We start from the raw sequence: 16,361 nt of genomic DNA on the forward strand, positions 1-16,361 counted from the left end.
GGCTGGGGGTGGACAACAGAGAGCGAAGACAAACAATCTGCCGGTCGGTAACCATTTTCGCGTGTATCTCACCGCACTATCATCGGCATGTCCGTGCGCGGATTCCTGCTGGTTCGCCGTAGCGCTGTGTGATGAGGTGCCGGGCTGCTGGTGCTGGCCGGGTGGTACAAGGTGCGCGCTCAGGTGGCGGGTTGTCAGCCGCGGGGCAGTGGTGGCCGGGTGCGGGTCCAGTCGGTGGCCCGTTCGTAGGCGCGAGCGGCTCTGAGTACGAGTGCGTCGGCGTGGCGAGGGCCGACGATCTGTAAGCCGGTTGGAAGGCCGCCGGAAGTGAATCCGCAGGGCACGCTCGCGGCCGGCTGCTGGGTCATGTTGAACGGGTAGGTATAGGGAGTCCAACTGGTCCAGTCCACCGAATGCCAACCGTGTGGGACGTCCCTACCTTTCGGGAACGCGGTGATCGGCAGGGTCGGTGTGAGCAGCAGATCGTAGGACTGGTGGAAGCGGCCCATCCGTACGCCGAGATCCGCCCGTAGCGCGGTCGCCTCTAGATAGTCCGCGGTACTGACGCCAGCAGCCCGTTCCACGCCGCGGCGCAGGCCGGGATCTACGCGCCGCGGGGCGTCCGTTCCGTAGGCCTCAAGGACCTTGGCCGCGCCCGCGAACCACAGCACATGGAAGGCCTCGACCGGATCCGCGAAACCGGGATCGGCCTGCTCGACGTGCGCACCGGCATCGGCCAGGACCGCGGCAGCGGCCCGCACTGCGGCCTCGACCTGTGGATCGTTGCGCGCGTAGCCCAGATCCGGTGAGAACGCGATGCGCACGCCGCGCACGCCGTCGTCCAGTCCGTCCAGGAACGACGCGGTCGGGGTGGGCAACGCCGACCAGTCCCTCGAGTCAAAGCCGGTGAGGATGTCGAGCATCAAAGCGGCATCGGCGACGCAGCGGGTGATCGGGCCGGCGTGCGAGAGGGTCCCGAATGGGCTCGCGGGCCATACCGGGACCAGCCCGTACGTCGGCTTGATCGTGACCGTACCGGTGAACGCGGCGGGAATGCGTAGTGATCCACCGCCGTCGGTGCCGACCGACCACGCACCCATGCCGAGCCCGACCGCCGCCGCGCTGCCCCCGCTCGATCCACCGCAAGTCAGCGCGGCATCCCATGGATTGCCGGTGGGGCCGTGGCGCAGCGAGTCGGTGACGCCCTTCCAGCCGAACTCCGGCGTGGTGGTCTTGCCCAGCAGGACAGCCCCTGTTTCCCGGAGCCGGGCCACCGCCGGGGCGTCCTCGGTCCATAACCCGCGCTCATCGATCAGGTTTGTGCCGCGCAGCGTCGGCCATCCACGGCAGTACAGGAGGTCCTTGATCGAGGTCGGTATGCCGTCACCCGGCCCGAGAACGCTGCCGCTACGCCAACGGGCCTCGGACCGCACGGCGGCAGCCACCGCACCGTCGGCATCGACCAGGACGAAGGCGTTGACGTCGTCGTTGCCGGCATCGATCGCGGCCAGCGTGGCCCGGGTCACCTCAACCGGGGACACGCTACCGTCCCGGTACGCGGCGATCAGTTCAGTGGCCGTCAGGCGGGTCAGATCGGTCATCGTCTACCTCACGCGTGGCCGATGATACGAACCCGAACCGGGCGACACGTCGCTGCCACCCGCCCAGTATCACCCCACCGACAGCCTCTTCCCGCGGCGCCCGCCCGCGCCGCACCACCATCACCAGGGTGTCTTCTGCGGTCGCACGCCTCCGGCGAAACACACTGCTCGCGGCATGAGAGTAAGCAGACCGCATCAAGCGCCGCGCACGATCTGATCAATCAAGGCACTCACATCGGCATGACAGCGCACTCGCGTACGAGAGACACTCACGCGGTGTAGCGATCATCCGCAGCCAAGCACCCACGGTCAATACTAATGACCTTGGTTGGGAAGTTAATGCACGATGCAGGGTGCCTCGAAGTCGCGGTTGTCGATGACGATGTCGGCTCGTTCGGCCGGGCGGATCTCGGCCAGGTAAAGCTCCTCGCCGGGGATGTAGTACGTGCGGTACCGCGCCGCCGCCGCCTCCGGCGAGTCCATCCACGCCTGATCGCGGATCGTGCCGCGGCGCAGCACCTCCGCCGTGTCAATGTGGAGGTAGACGCGCAAGTCCCAGTGTCGTGACAGGGCCGGCTTCTGCAGGAACCCGCCGTCCGCCACCAGGATCGCGTCGTCCGGGGCCACCTGGACGCCGGAGTCGATGGGCGTACGACCGCTGACGTCCATGATCTGGCTCCGGTAGCGGCGGTTGCCACCCGGACCGAGCGGCACCAGCAACTCGTCGCGGATGGCATCGACGTCGAACATCTCGAAGTAGTAGCTCTCCGGCGACCCGGGCGGATATTGCGTACGCAGGCCGACATGCCGTTTGAAGTGATCAATCGTGACCCGGAGCACGGGCCGCGTCGTCCTGCTACGCAGGATGGCGGCCAGTTCGTCGGCCAGGGTCGTCTTGCCGGCCGCGGAGTGGCCGTCGATCCCCACGCGTATCGGGTGATCCAGCCGCAGCGCGAGGATCCGGTCGGACACCTCGCCAAGCACCTGTTTCCGGATCGCAGTCATCGACGCGATGATGCCAGAGGCCGCATGGGACCGGCACACAATCGCGTCAACGGGCAGGCCCGCAAACGGTTCTGTCGGAGGCGGTTGTCGCCGTGCTTCTGCGATGACCCGGCACCTCGCGCACTCACATCGGCTATAGCTGGACGCCGGCCATGGCGTTGCCCACAGGCGCGGAGAGTGACCGCTGCGCGTCAAAGTCACGGACGAGACGACCGCGTCGGCACGCATCCAGGACCCCTCACGTGCGGCTGCGGCGGAGCCGGTCGGAGATGGACGCGAGCACTTCATAGGACAGCCGCCGATCCGCGTGGTGGTACACCGGTGTGGTCACCATTAGCTCGTCAGTGCCGGTGCCGTCGAGCACTTCTCGCAGGCGCTTGGTCAGCGTCTCCGGGCCACCGACGAGGACACCGCCGGCGCGGGCTGCGATCTCGACGCGGTCGTCGTCGGTGTAGGGATAGGCTGCGGCGTCGTGCGGGCTCGGCAACAAAATCCGATTCCCCCGTACGCGACTGAGCACCTTCAACCGGGTAGAGCCGGCAAGCCATTCGGCGCGCTCATCGTCCTCTGCCGCGATGACGGAGACGCTGACCAGCGTGGTCGGTGTCGCCGTGTGCTGTGAAGGACGGAATCGCTGCCGGTAGAGGCGTGTGGCATCCACCGCCGAAGCCGAATTGAGATGGTGGGCAAACGCGTACGGCAGACCGAACTGCGCGGCCAGTTCGGCGCTGGCGGTCGTAGAGCCGAGCAGCCACACTGACGGCACGTTTCCGCCGAGCACGGGGATCGCCGCGAACGGCGCGTCCTGAGCCGGTTCGAGGTGGGCCAGGAGCTCCTGCAACTGCTGGCGAAAGGGCTTCGCGGTCCGCTCCGCCTCGGAACGGACGGTCTCCACCACGGCCCTGGGCCCGCCCGGCGCGCGGCCGACGCCCAGATCGATACGTCCTGGATGGAGCGCGGCGAGCGTGCCGAACTGCTCGGCCACCACGATCGGGGCATGGTTGGGCAGCAGCACCCCGCCCGCGCCGACCCGGAGACGAGCCGTGACGTCGGCCAGGTGGCCGACGAGAACGGCGGGAGCGGAACTCGCCACGCCGCGCATGCCATGATGCTCGGGCACCCAGTAGCGGTGATACCCCAGCCCATCGGCCAACGTCGCCAGATCGACCATGTTCTGTAACGCCTGCCTGGGCGTCGACCCCTGGACGATCGGCGCGGTATCCAACACCGACAGCCGTACGTTCGAGGCCGGCTCAGGCCCTGCCGATCGCGACATCGGCAACAGCCTACTCACGGCGCCGAGACGGGTGGATTCGATGGTCGCGAGTTTCGGACCCACTCGGGCCGGTGGGAGTATCGCCGGGTCTGGACGGGAGCCCGCCGATGCCGTTGATGTCGAAGGTTGACCTGTTCGCGGCGATCCGCCGGGACTCGCGGACGGGGACGTCGGTGCGGGCGATCGCCGGCCGCTGACCGGGGAGTTGGAGTTTCTCGCCGAAGGGTCCGGCGGTGAGCCGGTTTGCGCGACTGCGGGGCGGGTGCGGCGGGGCGTGCTGGCTGTCTTCTGAACGAAACTGTTTCGTTCAGCAGAGCGCCGGGTGGGTGCGGCGGCGGCGAGGGCCTGACCGCCGCCGCACCCGGTGTTGATCAGGCCTGGGTGCAGACCGACGGCGCGGTGAAGTCGGTGGTGCTCTGGTAGCTGCCGCCGGGGAAGTCGGTCCACACGGCGATGTACTGCAGGTGGGCGCCCGTGCTGTCGCCGGGGATGCGCTGGATCGCGTGCTCGGTGGCGCCCGCCCCCGGCGACGGGAGACTGGTCAGGGCGTGGTCGGACGGGGTCGACGAGGTGAGGATCGTCAGGGCGTTGGTGTCCGAGTTGTTGGTGATGGCCCAGTCGACCACCCACTCGCCGGTGCCGGTGTCGCAGGTGCCGGAAACCGTGGTGGTGAACGTGCGGGGCGCGGCGGCCAGGGCGGGAGCGGCCGAGGCGGTCAAGGCCACGAGTCCACCGAGGACGGCGGCGGCAACAATGCGAGACTTCAAAATGGGTCCCTTTCTCCGGTAACGGACGGATATGCCCGCAAAAGCGAGCTGCGCTCACAATGTAGATGATCGGGACACACCACGCCCGATAACGCGGCACATGTCACAGTGTCACCGTAGGTGATCTTGAAAGTGGCATCCCATCGTTGCTCTCCGATTTACGGAGGAGACGTTGCCCCGGCTGATCGTGCTGACCTCAGGTTCTCGCCGCCGTCAGGTGTGGCGGCTCGACGAAGAAGTTGGTGCCCAGTCCGCCGGACCACCCGTAGCGGCCGCCCGCCCGCTCTCGGTGTCGACACCGACGCCGAAGCCCCAGCCGGTCCGATCCCAAAAGCCGGGGATGAAGCTGTCCGATGTCTTGGCGGTAGCCGGCACCTGGTCGCCGGTCATCAGCCGCAGGTGCTCCTCGGACACGATTTGCCGCCCTTCGAACCGGCCGCCATCGGCCAGCATCCGGGCGAAGCGGGTGTAGTCGGCCACTGTCGAGACGAGTTCGACGTGACTCACGTCGAACGGCGGGTGCCCGGCGTAGAACCCACCGGCGGCCGGTTCGAGTTGGACCAAACCGGAGTCGGTGTGCCGGTAGCTGGCCGGCAGCCGGGTGACGCTGCCTACGGCCACCGACAGTCCGGTGTCGCGCAGGTCGAGGGGTCGTGGGGCTGGCTGGGAAAGGTCGCAGGGCCCGCTCTCGACGCCGGGCCGTACGGCCAGATCGACGATGATGTCTCGTACACCCTGCCCTGGGGTTGCGATCCCGCCGCCATCGGCGCCCCGGTCCGGCTGCTGCACGGGACCGAGGACCGGATCATCCCAGCCAGTCACGGCTCGTGGCTGGCCGCGCACTGCCCGACGGCCGAGCTTCGGCTCTGCCCGGGCGACAGCCACTTCACCATCGTCAACCACGCTGAATCGGCCCTGGAATGGCTAGGCCGACAGGTCTGAACGCGAGCGCGGAGCACAAGAGGTGAGCGACATGCACGATCCTCGGGAGATCCGCCCCTTCATCATCGATGTTCCCGATGGCGACCTCGCCGACCTACGCGAACGGTTGGCGAGGACACGCCGGGCGCCCGCTCTGGCGGGTGAGGCCGGGCGGTACGGCGTCTCCGGCCTGGATACGTGAGCTTTCGGAGTACTGGCGCGACTCCTACGACTGGCGCACCTGGCAGGCACGACTCAACCGGTATCCGCAGTTCCACACCACGATCGACGGGACCAACGTGCATTTCCTGCATGTCCGGTCGCCGGAGCGGGGGGCGCTGCCGCTGATCCTCAGTCACGGCTGGCCGGGAACGGTGGTCGAGTTCCTGGACGTGATCGAGGCGTTGACCGATCCGCGCCGATACGGCCACGACCCGCAGGTCGCGTTCCATCTGGTCATCCCGTCCCTGCCGGGGTTCGCGTGGTCCGGTCCCACCCCGGACACCGGTTGGGGTCCACGCCGTATCGCCCATGCCTGGGCAGCGCTGATGGATCGCCTCGGCTATCGGCGGTACGGCGCGGCCGGCAACGACTGGGGATCGCACATCGCTCCGGAACTGGGCCGGGCCGCTCCGGACGCCGTCGTCGGCGTGCACGTGACACAGTTGTTCTCGTTCCCCGACGGCGAGTGGCTGTCCTACCCGCCAACCGTCGAGGCCGACCACGAAGACATGACGCCGGCCGACCGAGCCGCACTGGACGGGCTTCGCCATCTTCAACGCCATGCGGGCTCGTACGCCCACGTTCACGCCCAGCGGCCGGACACACTCGGATTCGCGCTCACCGACTCACCCGTCGGCCTGCTCGCGTGGAACGGCCAGGTGTTGCACGGCCTCGATCGGGAGACGCTGCTCACCCACGTCACGATCTACTGGCTCACCGGTACCGCCACATCAGCGATGCGGATCTATGCCGAACACGGCCGGGAGTCACCGCCCCCCGGCCCCACCACCGTGCCCCTGGCCCTGGCCCAGTTCCCGCACGACCTCCAAGCAATCCGGACGTACGCGGAGCGCGACCACGCCAACATCGTGTCCTGGAACACCTACGACCAGGGCGGCCACTACGCAGCACACGAGACGCCCGACCTCCTCGTCCGCGACATCCGCACATTCTTCGCCGGCTCGATCCTCAGGAGAACCTCGTAAACCTGCGCCCCGAACGGCAGAGGGTAGCTCTGACTGAACCGCCGGACACCTGTCTGGTTCCGGAGCCTTGGTGGCACTACATGGATCTACCGCGTTCTCTGATTCGTCCAGCGGTGTATGGCATATCTGCGCTCTTTGTCCTCAACGAACTCGGGTTCTTCATTGGTGGGACGGAATCCGGCTGAGCGTGCGACCGAAATACTTCCGACGTTGTCTGCTTCGATTTCGAGGTACGTCCGCTGCAGGCCGAGGACGTCATAGGCATGCGTGACGAGCCGGGCAACGGCACGTCTTCCCAGGCCCTGGCCTCGATACGAGGCTCCGACGACGTAGGCAATGCTGGCTGTGGCGAGGTTCAGCATGACTTCGCCCCGCGGTAGGTCGTCCACCGTGATCGCCAGGTGGAGTCGCGTGCCGGCCTGTCGCGCCTGACGAACGCTGCTCAGGTAGGCCTTCGCAGCCGCATTGTCGAAAGGGCTCGCAATCGGTGTTCGATACGCGATCTCCGGGTCGTCGAAGACCAGAATCATCTGCGGTAGATCGGCTTCGGCCCACTCGCGCAGCACGATGTCCCCGTCAAGAAGTGTCGTCTCATCGGTAGCCACGCCACCATCCTGTCATCGGCATGTCCGATTGTTGCCCGCGATGACAAGGCGTCACGGCATCGTTCCCGACCTCGTCCTGCGACACAGCAACGCCCGGAATCGGCTGCACACCGTCTCCGCACCCTCCAGCCCCGGCGAACTCAACATCGGCGTGTGCGTCCGACGTGCGGACCTCCACCGCCCACTGGTCGCCGCCGCATGGGCGGCCACCGGATACGACCAACTCAGGACAACGCCGAAGTACGAGGCTTAGCCGCCTGGGACTTGCTGCGTGCGCTGTCATCGGCATGAGAATGAGGGAGATGGGCTACCCGCTGCCGGGGAGTCGCGTGCCGGAGTTGCTGCGAGCTGGGTTCGGTGCCGGGCAGTTCTCGCTGACGTGCCGGACCTCATACTCGCGGTCGTCGGTGGTGATGCCCGATGGCCGGCCGGCGAAGTACGCCTCCACCTTCTGCCGGCCGATCCTCTGCTCGTAGTGCAGGTGCGCGGCGCCGGACCGGCCGGTGCTGCCGACCTTGCCGATCTGCTGACCGATCTGCACGCGCTGCCCCTGCTCGACCATCGGTGGCTCCAGCAGGTGCAGGTATTGCGTCTGCCACCGGCCGCCATGGTCGAGCCGTACCCAGTAACCGCCGCCGGTGCCTCGAGGACCTTTCGGGTTCTGTTGGGTACGGGCGCCGAGCGTGCCGTTGATGCCGGCCTCGATCACGGTTCCCGCGTACGAGGCCAGCACGGGCCGCCCCCACGCTGGTCCCCTGGCCGGGAAGAGGTCGATGTCGAAGTCGTCGTGGCCGGGGTAGGTGCCGAGCAGCCATGCCTCGCCGCAGGCCACCGGCAGTTGGAAGGCTGGTCGCGGTCCGGACTCGAAGATCCGCGGCGCGAACACCCAGCCGGCCAGGGCGAGGGCGGCGGCGATGCCACCAGCCATGAGCACAACGGTTCGGCGCTTCACTACCCGATCTTGACGGATGTCGGCTACCCACACCAAGTGGTACCCGACTGCGGGCCCCGCCATTGCCGTCAATTCCCCTTTGAGGCGACGTCGTGCGAAGAAACCCGTTGGCTTGGGCGTCAGTCCGGGTCTGGGTTGCGTGGCGGTGGCGTGCGGAGGGTGAGAGCGAGGATGGCGACGTCGTCGCTGCGCGGGTGGGGGCCGACGTTGGCGTTCAGGATGTGCTCGACCAGATCTGCGGGGTCGTCCGTGGGCCCGGACCGGATCGCTTCGGACAGTTCGGTCAGGCCGCGGTCGACGGTGTAGCGGCGGTCCTCGATGAGTCCGTCGGTGTACAGCACGATGCTGCATCCCGGTGGCAGCGGAAGTATCTGGTCGCGATAGGTGGCCCGCCGGGTGCCCAGCGGTGGTCCGGGTCGCACGTGCAGTGGCCCGGTGTGGTCGTCGGACCGCAGGACGGGCGGGGGATGGCCGGCGAGGACCGCGGTGGCGATGCCATGGGACAGGTGGAGTTCGAGGTAGCAGCAGGTCGCCATGGCCTGCGGTTCGTAGCGCAGCAGGTGCTCGTTCGCACGGCGTATCACCTCGGCGGGTGGGCTGCCGTCAGCGGCGTAGGCGCGTAACGCGCTGCGCAGCTGCCCCATCGTCGCCGCGGCTTGAGGGCTATGGCCGGCGACGTCACCGATCACGATGGCGGCCCGGTCGGCGTCGATGTGGATGGCGTCGTACCAGTCGCCGCCGACATCAGCACCGTGGGTCCAGGGTAGGTAGCGGACCGCGTGCTGGGCGCCGGGGATGCTGGGCAGGGCGGCGGGCAGCAGTGCGCGTTGCAGGTCCGCGGCGATGGACAGCTGGGCTTGGTAGAGCAGGGCACGCTGGAGTGCTTGGGCAGCCAGCCGGCTGAAGGCCGTCAGGTTGGCCCGTTCGTCGTCGTCGAAGTTCCGGGGCCGCTGGTAGCCGATCACCAGCGTGCCGAGGACCTGTCCAGCGGTGGTCAGCGGCAGGAACGCCCACGCTTTGCGGTTGCCACCGGAGATGGCTGCGGCGGGGTCGGGTTGGGCGGCGGCGAATTCCCGCGGGGAGCTGAGGTAGCGGGGTTGCCCGGTGCGGGCTACGCCGGCTGCGGGGTACGGGTGCGCCATCGGCACCTGTCTGAGCTGGTCGACGACGTGGATCTCGTAGCCGGCGGAGTACCGCAACGCCAGCCGGCCCTGCTCGATGAGCAGGACGGCGAGGCCGTGCCCGCCGGCGGAGGGCCGGAGGACGGTGCCCATGGCCCGGTAGACCTCGTCCGGGGTGTTGGCCGCGACCAGCGCCGCGGTGACGCGCTGCAGCGCCGTGGTCCGTTGCGCCGCAGTGCGGGCCTGCGCGGCGCTGTGTTCGAGTTGCCGCTGGTGATCGACCTGCTCGGTGACATCCCGATAGGAGACGGCGACGAAACCGGTGTCGACGCGGATCGCCTTGAGTTCCCACACCTGCGCGGTGCTCGACGAGGTCACCTGGTGATGCCACGTATCGCCGGTCTCGGCAACGGTTCTCAGGTGTGGCACCAGGTCGACCTCCGCGGCGCCGGACGACTGCGCGGCGATCCGCTTCCCGATGAGATCCTCGACGGGACGGCCGGCGAGTTTCGCACCGACCTGATTGACGTACTCGCGGGTGAAGTCGACGATCACACCGTCGTCGTCGCGGATGGCTCGCAGGAGCGCGAACCCGTCGAAGGCCGCATCGAGCGCGTCGTAGAGCCGGGCGCCGCCCTCGCTTTCGGATCCCATCGTGAGCTTGGAAAGATCGACGAACCGGGCGACGAACCCGTCGCCGAACGGCATGACCCGAATTTCGAAGTGACCGGCCACGGTCGCCCGGTCGTAGTAGACGGTGCGTACTGTCGGCACCCGCTCCTGCACCACCTGCCGGTACAGCGGGAGCGTCCCGTCGGTGACGGTCTCGGGCCACAGCTCCCGATATGTACGGCCGATGAGCTCGTCGCGGGGTCGTTGCAGGAACCGGCTACCGGCTTCGTTCAGGTAGGTGAGGGTGAAATCGATGATGTCGCCGTCCTGACCGCGGACCGCTGTCGCCAGGGCACATCCGTGCGGATCGCCTTCCAGCAGACCCACGAGCTCCGCCGACGGCCACGCGCTCATTGCATCCCCACTCATCGGCCGTCGCGATCACCTACCAGCGTAACCGCCCACCTGGGCCACCGGACGGGTGACTTTTCACGGCTCACGCCGGGATGCCGTGCCGCGGTGGCGCGGCTGGAGGTGACATGTGGTGCCGTCCCGGTCACGGCTCGCATCCCCCGAGGCGGGGCCGTCCGGCGCGCGGTCCGATGAAAGGCGGATGGGAATCATGGCGACACGGCCGCCTACGCGGCCGTCAGCCGCTCAGGGCGACGCCCCCGTCGAAGCGCCAGCGGTGACCTTCCGGATCCACCACCGTGAAGGTGTAGACGCCGTTGAACTCGTCCCCGTCGTCGTAGCCGCCCACCTCGACGTCGACGACCTCGGCGCCGGCCGCCCTCGCCCGGTCGACCAGCCGGTCCATCGCATCCGAGTTGGCGCCCATCAGGAACCGGCCCTGGTAGTGCTCTGACGGGGGCTCCACCCGGCCCGGCTCGGCCCGGGTGGCGATGAGCCGGTCGGAGGTCTCGAAGACGAGCTCGACCCGGTCGGGCTGCACCGACCGCTCGACGAAGCCGAGGGCCTCGGTGAAGAACCGGCGGCCGGCATCGAGGTCCCGGTAGGCGCAGGAGACGTCCCGGAAGTATTTCATCACCCGATGATGCGCCTGAGGCGCAACGAGAGCGGCCGGTCACCGCCTCGTCTCGCCGGCAGTGGGCCGGTCCGGAACGCCTGGGTGGGCGAGCACGGCGTCCATGTGGTTCTCGGCCCAGGACTTGAGGCCGCGGGTCAGCTCAAACAGGGAGAGGCCGAGGTCGGTGAGCTCGTAGGAGACCGTGACCGGCACGGTCGGCACCACCGTACGGAGGACCAGCCCGTCCTGTTCCAGGGCGCGCAGCGTCTGGGTCAGCATCTTCTGGCTCACCCCGGCCAGCAGCCGGGACAGCTCGGAGTAGCGCATCGGGCGCGGCTCGCCGGCGCAGTCGGGACCGCTGCCCAGGGCGGCCAGGATCAGCGTGACCCACTTGCCGGAGATCCGTTCGAGCAGTTTGCGGCTCGGGCACACGGCCAGGAAGGCGTCGTAGTCGGCCTTCGCCCGCGCCCGCTTCTGGGCTGCTGTCGCCATCGCCACTCTCCCGGGTCTGGTGCGTTACGCACCTTCAGGTGCCTACTTCCCAAAAGAAAGTTACCCCATCAGAGTGGAGTCCATGACCTCCACTTCTCTTCCCGGCGGCACCTGGACGCTGGGCGACCTGACCGTCACCCGGTTCGGCTACGGCGCCATGCAGCTCGCCGGCCCCTGGGTCATGGGACCGCCGGCCGACCACGACGGCGCGCTGGCCGTGCTCCGCGCCGCGGTCGAGCTCGGCATCACCCACATCGACACCGCCGACGCGTACGGGCCACACGTCACCAACCGGCTCATCCGCGAGGCCCTGCACCCGTACCCCGGGTCGCTGCACATCGTGACGAAGGTCGGCGCGACCCGCGACGAGCAGGGCGGCTGGCCCCCGGCCCGCGACCCGGCGAGCCTGCGCCGGGCCGTCCACGACAACCTCGAGACGCTCGGCCTCGACGGGCTCGACCTGGTCAACCTGCGGCTCGGCAACGCTGAGGGGCCGCAGCCCGGCTCGCTCGCCGAGGCGTTCGAGACCCTGGCCGACCTGCGGCGGGAGGGCCTGATCCGGCACCTCGGGGTGAGCAACGCGACGCCCGAGCAGGTCGCCGAGGCCAAGGCGATCGCGCCCATCGTGTGCGTGCAGAACATGTACAACCTGGCCCACCGCCAGGACGACGACCTGATCGACGGGCTCGCCGCCGAGGGCATCGCGTACGTGCCGTTCTTCCCGCTCGGCGGATTCAGCCCGCTCCAGTCGGCGGCCCTCACGGCCGTGGCCGACCGGCTGGGGGCGACCCCGATGTCGGCGGCCCTGGCCTGGCTGCTGCGACGGTCACCGAACATCCTGCTGATCCCGGGCACGTCGTCCGTGGCCCACCTGCGCGAGAACGTCGCCGGCGCCGGGCTCACCCTCTCCGCCGACGACCTGGCCGAGCTGGACAAGATCGGTTCATAGTGACCCGCCTCGCATTACTTGCCTCTGACGTCAATGTGAGGTTTTAGCCTGGTGGCATGCAGATCAACGGCTCCAAAGCCCTCGTAACCGGCGCCAACCGCGGGCTCGGCAAGGCCTTCGCCGAGGCTCTTGTCGCCCGCGGCGCCACCACCGTCTACGCCACCGCCCGCCGCCCCGAGAGCATCAACATCCCCGGCGTCGTTCCGCTCCGGCTGGACATCACCGACCCGACGTCCATCGACGCCGCGGCCGCCGAGGTGGGCGACCTCGATCTCCTCATCAACAACGCCGGCATCTCCACCGACGCGCCCCTGCTCGGGCCCTCCACGGACAACATCCGCCGCGAGTTCGACACCAACTTCTGGGGCACCCTCAACGTCACCCGCGCCTTCGCCCCCCGACTCGCCGGTGGCGCCATCCTCAACGTCATCTCGGCGCTGAGCTGGTACGCCTTCGCGCCCTCCAGCAACGGCTACGCCGCCTCCAAGGCCGCGGAGTGGTCGCTCACCAACGGCGTCCGGCTCGAGCTGGCCGACCAGAAGACCCAGGTCACCGCCCTGGCCCTGGCCATCGCCGACACCGACATGATGGCCGCGGTCGACATCGCCAAGCTCCCGCCCCACGAGGTCGTCGCCACCGCCCTGGACGGCCTGGAAGCGGGCCAGATCGAGGTGATCGCCGACCGTCCCACCGCCAACGTCAAGGCCTCGCTCTCCCGCGATCCCGCCGACTTCTACGCCGACATCCCCGGCGCCCTCTTCAGCTGACACCTGGGCCGTGTTTCAAAACCCGGGCTAGTCGTAGTGGATGAGCGACGGCCAGACGGCGGGCCAGCCGCCCGCCGGGCCGTCGCACACCTGCAGGAACGCGCCCTGCTCGTCGTTGTCCAGCCCGTACCCGTTGTCGACCCGACCGGCCGTCCGGCACCCCGGGAAGAGCCGGCTGGCGCGATCGCCCGGGGTGAAGCCGAGCAGGATGACCGGGCCGGTCGCCGACGCGGGCGGTGGCCAGAACGCGTACCCGTTGTGGCCGCTGTAGGCCGGCGGCAGGCCGCGGCCCAGCTCGACCGCGGCGGCCTCGGCGTAGTTGGACGCGAACACCACCGCGCGGGCCCGCTGATCCGGCGGCAGCGTCCGAGCCGCCGCCCGGACGGCCTGGCGGAACTCCGGCCAGCCGACCTGCTCCCCCGCCTCCTGGTTGAGCTCGTTGATGCCACTCGCTTGCAGGTCCGCGGCCGGGGTCACGGCGAGCCCGTTGATGGCGTTGAGCACCAGCGACACCGCGACCGCGACGCCCACCAGCGCGGTCCGGAGCCGCCGCCGGCCGCGGGCGAGCCAGCCGTCGGTCGCGATCCCGGCCGAGGCGACGATCACCGGCATCAGCCCGGCCGCGTAGTACCCCTTGCCGCCGGCCAGGAGCAACAGCACGATCAGCGCCGTGTACGCGTACCCGAAGGCACGCCCCGGCCCTGCGCCGCGCCGCAGCAGGCGCACCAGGCCGGCGCCCAGGAACGGCGCCAGGAAGATCGACACCAGCACGAGCTGGATCGGGATCACCGCGATCCGGTTGTCCTCGCCGGCGATGGACGCCGCGACCGCCGACTGGGGCCAGCCGTGTGCGGTCTGCCAGATCAGGTACGGCAGAGCGCCCAGCACCGCGAGCAGGCCTCCGGCCAGGGCCGGCCATCGGAGCAGCGGCCGTCGCGGCCCCAGGACCAGCACCGCCGCACAGATCAGCGCGGCCACGAACCCGACCATCAGCTTGTTCAGCAAGCCGGCGCCCAGCACCGCGCCGGCCGCGATCAGCCAGCCCGGCCGCCCGGAGGTCAGCGCCTTCAGCAGGCAGGCGATCACGCCGGCGGTGAACATCACGTCGAACGTGGCCGTGCTGACCAGATGGCCGGTGACCAGGGCGGCCACCCCGACCGCCCACATCACCGACGCCAGCAGCCGCGCCCGCTCCGACCCGCCGAGCAGCCCCGCGATCACGCCGGTCAGCACCACGGTCACGGCCGAGGCGAGCGCCGCCGCCGTCCGCAGGACGACCAGCGAACCGCCGCCGAGCCGGTACAGCCCGGCCGACAGCAGCGGGGTCAGCACCGGCTGGTCGGGGTAGCCCCACGCCGGATGCCGCCCGGCCACGACGAAGTACAGCTCGTCGCGATGCCAGCCGTACCGCGAGCTGGTCAGCACCAGCAGCACCAGCAGCGCGACCGCCGCATACCACTCTGGACGGACTCGGCGCACAAGGCAGATTAACCCCCTACCTGGCGAAGTGGGCCTCGCTCAGGGCCAGGAGTTTCCGCTGGGTGGCGGGGTCGTGGGTGACCGGCGGGGTGGTCGCCTCGTGGTCGCGGTTGAAGTAGCGGCCGGTGGTGTCGGCCAGGCCCGGGTCGGTCGCGAGGCGCAGCGCGGTGCTCGCCCCGTCGGCCGGGCTGAGCAGGCCGCGGCGGATCAGGGAGCGGAACGGGCGCAGGCCGGTCGGCACCAGGTCGTCGATGATGTCGGTGGCGACGATGCCGGGGTGCAGGGCGTTCACCGTCACCGAGTCGGGCGCGAGCTGCCGGGCGAGGGCGAAGCCGGCGGTGACGGTCATGAGCTTCGCGCGGGCGTAGGCCTCGAAGGGCACGAACCCCCGGGCCGGGTTCAGCTCGGCCAGGTCGCCGACGCCGGTCAGGTCGAGGGTGGCCGGGCGGGGCCGGCCGGCCAGCTTGACCTGGCGGGTGTCGTTCAGGGTGTCGCTGGCCACGTTCACCACCCGGGCCCGGCCGCGCCGCAGGGGTTCGGCCAGCAAGGTCATGAGGCCGTACGCCGCGAGGTAGTCGAGGGCGATGTGCATCTCGATGCCGTCGGGCGAGACGCGGTGCTCGCCGAAGTGGGCGCCGGCGTTGTTGACGAGGAGGTTGATCTGCTCGTGGCGGCCGGCGATGAGCTCGGCCGCGCTGCGGACGTCGGCCCGGCGGGAGAGATCCGCGGTGACGACGTCGACCCCGTGCTGGGCGCGCAGAGCCTCGGCGCGCGCGGGGTCACGGACGATCGCGACCACGTGGACGCCGGCCTGCGCGAGACGCTCGCCGATGACCCGGCCCATGCCACCGGTCGCGCCGGTGACGACCGCGACGCTCATCGGGTGATCCGGGGATGGGCGCGCACGTACCGCGGGCTCTCGGCCTCGTCCACCAGGAACGCGGCGAGCCCGGCCCGGCCGATCGAACTCCACAGCCGAATGGGCAGATCGACGCCGGTCCGGTGGTCGCCGGCTGCGTCGTGGTCGGACAGCGCGGGCGGCCGCACGATCGTCCACTCCAGACCGGAGACGGTGATCAGCGGCTCCATCGTCTCCTTGTCGCGCATCCGGTCGGCCACCCCGGCCCACACCGCACGCGAGTACAGCGACTTGTCGTGCGTCTCCAGCACGCCGTGCGCGCTGACGGCGATCAGGCGCGTCACCCCGGCCGACCGCATCGCCGTCACCGCCGAACGGATGCCGTCGGTGCACACCGTCGTCGGCCCCTTGCCCGCGCCACCCAGGGCGCTGATCACCACGTCGGCGCCGGCCAGGGCGCCGGCGAGAGCCGAAGCGTTGGTGACGTCGAGCCAGAGCGCTTCACCGGTTTCGAACGTGCCTGGCCGGCGCACCAGGGCGATCACCTTGTGCCCGCGCCGGCGCGCCGTCGACACCACCTGCCGTCCGGTCGCGCCCGAGGCGCCGAGCACGGCCACCGTCATCTTCTGCGATACATTCTGTCTCACAGTTCGAGGATGCCCCATGCCGAACTATGCGTCAAGCTGTCTCATAGATGCGGGCTTCTGAGACACCTGCCGC

The 16,361-nt window shown here is 69.5% G+C and carries 16 protein-coding genes; 3 read left to right on the forward strand and 13 right to left on the reverse strand.

Annotation, left to right across the window (positions count from 1 at the left end; genetic code table 11):
* Window positions 1-194: 194 nt before the first annotated feature.
* The 5 genes from AB0M54_RS34680 to AB0M54_RS34700 all read right to left on the reverse strand — a co-directional run bounded on the left by AB0M54_RS34680 (window position 195) and on the right by AB0M54_RS34700 (window position 5,471).
* Window positions 195-1,601 carry an amidase gene (locus AB0M54_RS34680; RefSeq protein ID WP_364476008.1) on the reverse strand — a complete coding sequence of 469 codons (1,407 nt, stop codon included), beginning with the start codon at window positions 1,599-1,601 and terminating at the stop codon, window positions 195-197.
* Window positions 1,602-1,937: 336 nt separating this feature from the next.
* Complete coding sequence (locus AB0M54_RS34685; RefSeq protein WP_364329806.1) at window positions 1,938-2,606, reverse strand: uridylate kinase; 669 nt, start codon at window positions 2,604-2,606, stop codon at window positions 1,938-1,940.
* A 238-nt stretch (window positions 2,607-2,844) separates the two neighbouring features.
* Window positions 2,845-3,882, reverse strand: coding sequence for an LLM class flavin-dependent oxidoreductase (locus AB0M54_RS34690; protein WP_364329809.1), 1,038 nt, complete (start codon window positions 3,880-3,882; stop codon window positions 2,845-2,847).
* Between the two features lie 371 nt (window positions 3,883-4,253).
* Window positions 4,254-4,649, reverse strand: coding sequence for a hypothetical protein (locus AB0M54_RS34695; protein WP_364329812.1), 396 nt, complete (start codon window positions 4,647-4,649; stop codon window positions 4,254-4,256).
* Window positions 4,650-4,862: 213 nt separating this feature from the next.
* The gene (locus AB0M54_RS34700; protein WP_364476009.1) at window positions 4,863-5,471 is read right to left on the reverse strand and encodes a hypothetical protein; all 609 of its coding nucleotides are present in this window, start codon (window positions 5,469-5,471) and stop codon (window positions 4,863-4,865) included.
* 197 nt (window positions 5,472-5,668) lie between these two features.
* Here AB0M54_RS34700 and AB0M54_RS34705 point away from each other — a divergent pair, with 197 nt between their 5' ends.
* Window positions 5,669-6,778, forward strand: a complete 1,110-nt coding sequence (locus tag AB0M54_RS34705; RefSeq protein ID WP_364476010.1) for an epoxide hydrolase family protein — start codon at window positions 5,669-5,671, stop codon at window positions 6,776-6,778.
* Window positions 6,779-6,864: 86 nt separating this feature from the next.
* On the opposite strand, the gene AB0M54_RS34710 is transcribed toward AB0M54_RS34705, so the two are convergent.
* From AB0M54_RS34710 to AB0M54_RS34730, 5 genes are all read right to left on the reverse strand, one after another.
* Window positions 6,865-7,383 carry a GNAT family N-acetyltransferase gene (locus tag AB0M54_RS34710; RefSeq protein ID WP_364329821.1) on the reverse strand — a complete coding sequence of 173 codons (519 nt, stop codon included), beginning with the start codon at window positions 7,381-7,383 and terminating at the stop codon, window positions 6,865-6,867.
* 307 nt (window positions 7,384-7,690) lie between these two features.
* Window positions 7,691-8,311 (reverse strand): M23 family metallopeptidase, encoded by a 621-nt coding sequence (locus AB0M54_RS34715; RefSeq protein ID WP_364476011.1) that lies wholly within the window; start codon window positions 8,309-8,311, stop codon window positions 7,691-7,693.
* Between the two features lie 143 nt (window positions 8,312-8,454).
* Window positions 8,455-10,482, reverse strand: a complete 2,028-nt coding sequence (locus tag AB0M54_RS34720; RefSeq protein WP_364329827.1) for a SpoIIE family protein phosphatase — start codon at window positions 10,480-10,482, stop codon at window positions 8,455-8,457.
* 235 nt (window positions 10,483-10,717) lie between these two features.
* Window positions 10,718-11,113, reverse strand: a complete 396-nt coding sequence (locus AB0M54_RS34725) for a VOC family protein (protein WP_364476012.1) — start codon at window positions 11,111-11,113, stop codon at window positions 10,718-10,720.
* Window positions 11,114-11,152: 39 nt separating this feature from the next.
* Window positions 11,153-11,593, reverse strand: a complete 441-nt coding sequence (locus AB0M54_RS34730) for a helix-turn-helix domain-containing protein (protein WP_364329832.1) — start codon at window positions 11,591-11,593, stop codon at window positions 11,153-11,155.
* Window positions 11,594-11,669: 76 nt separating this feature from the next.
* On the opposite strand from AB0M54_RS34730, the gene AB0M54_RS34735 reads away from it, so the two are divergent.
* Together AB0M54_RS34735 and AB0M54_RS34740 are read left to right on the forward strand one after the other, a co-directional pair.
* The gene (locus AB0M54_RS34735) at window positions 11,670-12,536 is read left to right on the forward strand and encodes an aldo/keto reductase family oxidoreductase (protein WP_364476013.1); all 867 of its coding nucleotides are present in this window, start codon (window positions 11,670-11,672) and stop codon (window positions 12,534-12,536) included.
* Between the two features lie 56 nt (window positions 12,537-12,592).
* Window positions 12,593-13,303 (forward strand): SDR family oxidoreductase, encoded by a 711-nt coding sequence (locus tag AB0M54_RS34740; protein ID WP_364476014.1) that lies wholly within the window; start codon window positions 12,593-12,595, stop codon window positions 13,301-13,303.
* A gap of 27 nt (window positions 13,304-13,330) precedes the next feature.
* Here the strand turns inward: AB0M54_RS34740 and AB0M54_RS34745 are convergent, their stop codons facing one another.
* Genes AB0M54_RS34745 through AB0M54_RS34755 form a run of 3 tightly spaced genes read right to left on the reverse strand, consistent with a single transcriptional unit; the run spans window position 13,331 to window position 16,288 of the window.
* A complete protein-coding gene (locus tag AB0M54_RS34745; protein WP_364476015.1) occupies window positions 13,331-14,782 on the reverse strand; it encodes a glycosyltransferase family 39 protein in 1,452 nt (483 codons plus the stop codon).
* 16 nt (window positions 14,783-14,798) lie between these two features.
* Entirely contained in the window at window positions 14,799-15,662 is an 864-nt protein-coding gene (locus tag AB0M54_RS34750) for an SDR family NAD(P)-dependent oxidoreductase (RefSeq protein WP_364476016.1), read from the reverse strand.
* Window positions 15,659-16,288 carry an NAD(P)H-binding protein gene (locus tag AB0M54_RS34755; protein ID WP_364476017.1) on the reverse strand — a complete coding sequence of 210 codons (630 nt, stop codon included), beginning with the start codon at window positions 16,286-16,288 and terminating at the stop codon, window positions 15,659-15,661. The genes AB0M54_RS34750 and AB0M54_RS34755 overlap by 4 nt, the downstream gene beginning before the upstream one ends.
* Between the last annotated feature and the right edge of the window lie 73 nt (window positions 16,289-16,361).

It is taken from the genome of Actinoplanes sp. NPDC051470, from assembly GCF_040682035.1.
Classification (GTDB): domain Bacteria; phylum Actinomycetota; class Actinomycetes; order Mycobacteriales; family Micromonosporaceae; genus Actinoplanes.

Excerpts from the sequence above, each read along its gene's own strand:
- AB0M54_RS34725 (WP_364476012.1), bottom strand. The coding sequence starts at position 11,113 with ATGAAATACTTCCGGGACGTCTCCTGCGCCTACCGGGACCTCGATGCC.
- AB0M54_RS34690 (WP_364329809.1), bottom strand. The coding sequence starts at position 3,882 with ATGTCGCGATCGGCAGGGCCTGAGCCGGCCTCGAACGTACGGCTGTCG.
- AB0M54_RS34685 (WP_364329806.1), bottom strand. The coding sequence starts at position 2,606 with ATGACTGCGATCCGGAAACAGGTGCTTGGCGAGGTGTCCGACCGGATC.
- AB0M54_RS34705 (WP_364476010.1), top strand. The coding sequence starts at position 5,669 with ATGGCGACCTCGCCGACCTACGCGAACGGTTGGCGAGGACACGCCGGG.
- AB0M54_RS34735 (WP_364476013.1), top strand. The coding sequence starts at position 11,670 with ATGACCTCCACTTCTCTTCCCGGCGGCACCTGGACGCTGGGCGACCTG.
- AB0M54_RS34750 (WP_364476016.1), bottom strand. The coding sequence starts at position 15,662 with ATGAGCGTCGCGGTCGTCACCGGCGCGACCGGTGGCATGGGCCGGGTC.
- AB0M54_RS34680 (WP_364476008.1), bottom strand. The coding sequence starts at position 1,601 with ATGACCGATCTGACCCGCCTGACGGCCACTGAACTGATCGCCGCGTAC.
- AB0M54_RS34715 (WP_364476011.1), bottom strand. The coding sequence starts at position 8,311 with ATGGCTGGTGGCATCGCCGCCGCCCTCGCCCTGGCCGGCTGGGTGTTC.
- AB0M54_RS34720 (WP_364329827.1), bottom strand. The coding sequence starts at position 10,482 with ATGAGCGCGTGGCCGTCGGCGGAGCTCGTGGGTCTGCTGGAAGGCGAT.
- AB0M54_RS34740 (WP_364476014.1), top strand. The coding sequence starts at position 12,593 with ATGCAGATCAACGGCTCCAAAGCCCTCGTAACCGGCGCCAACCGCGGG.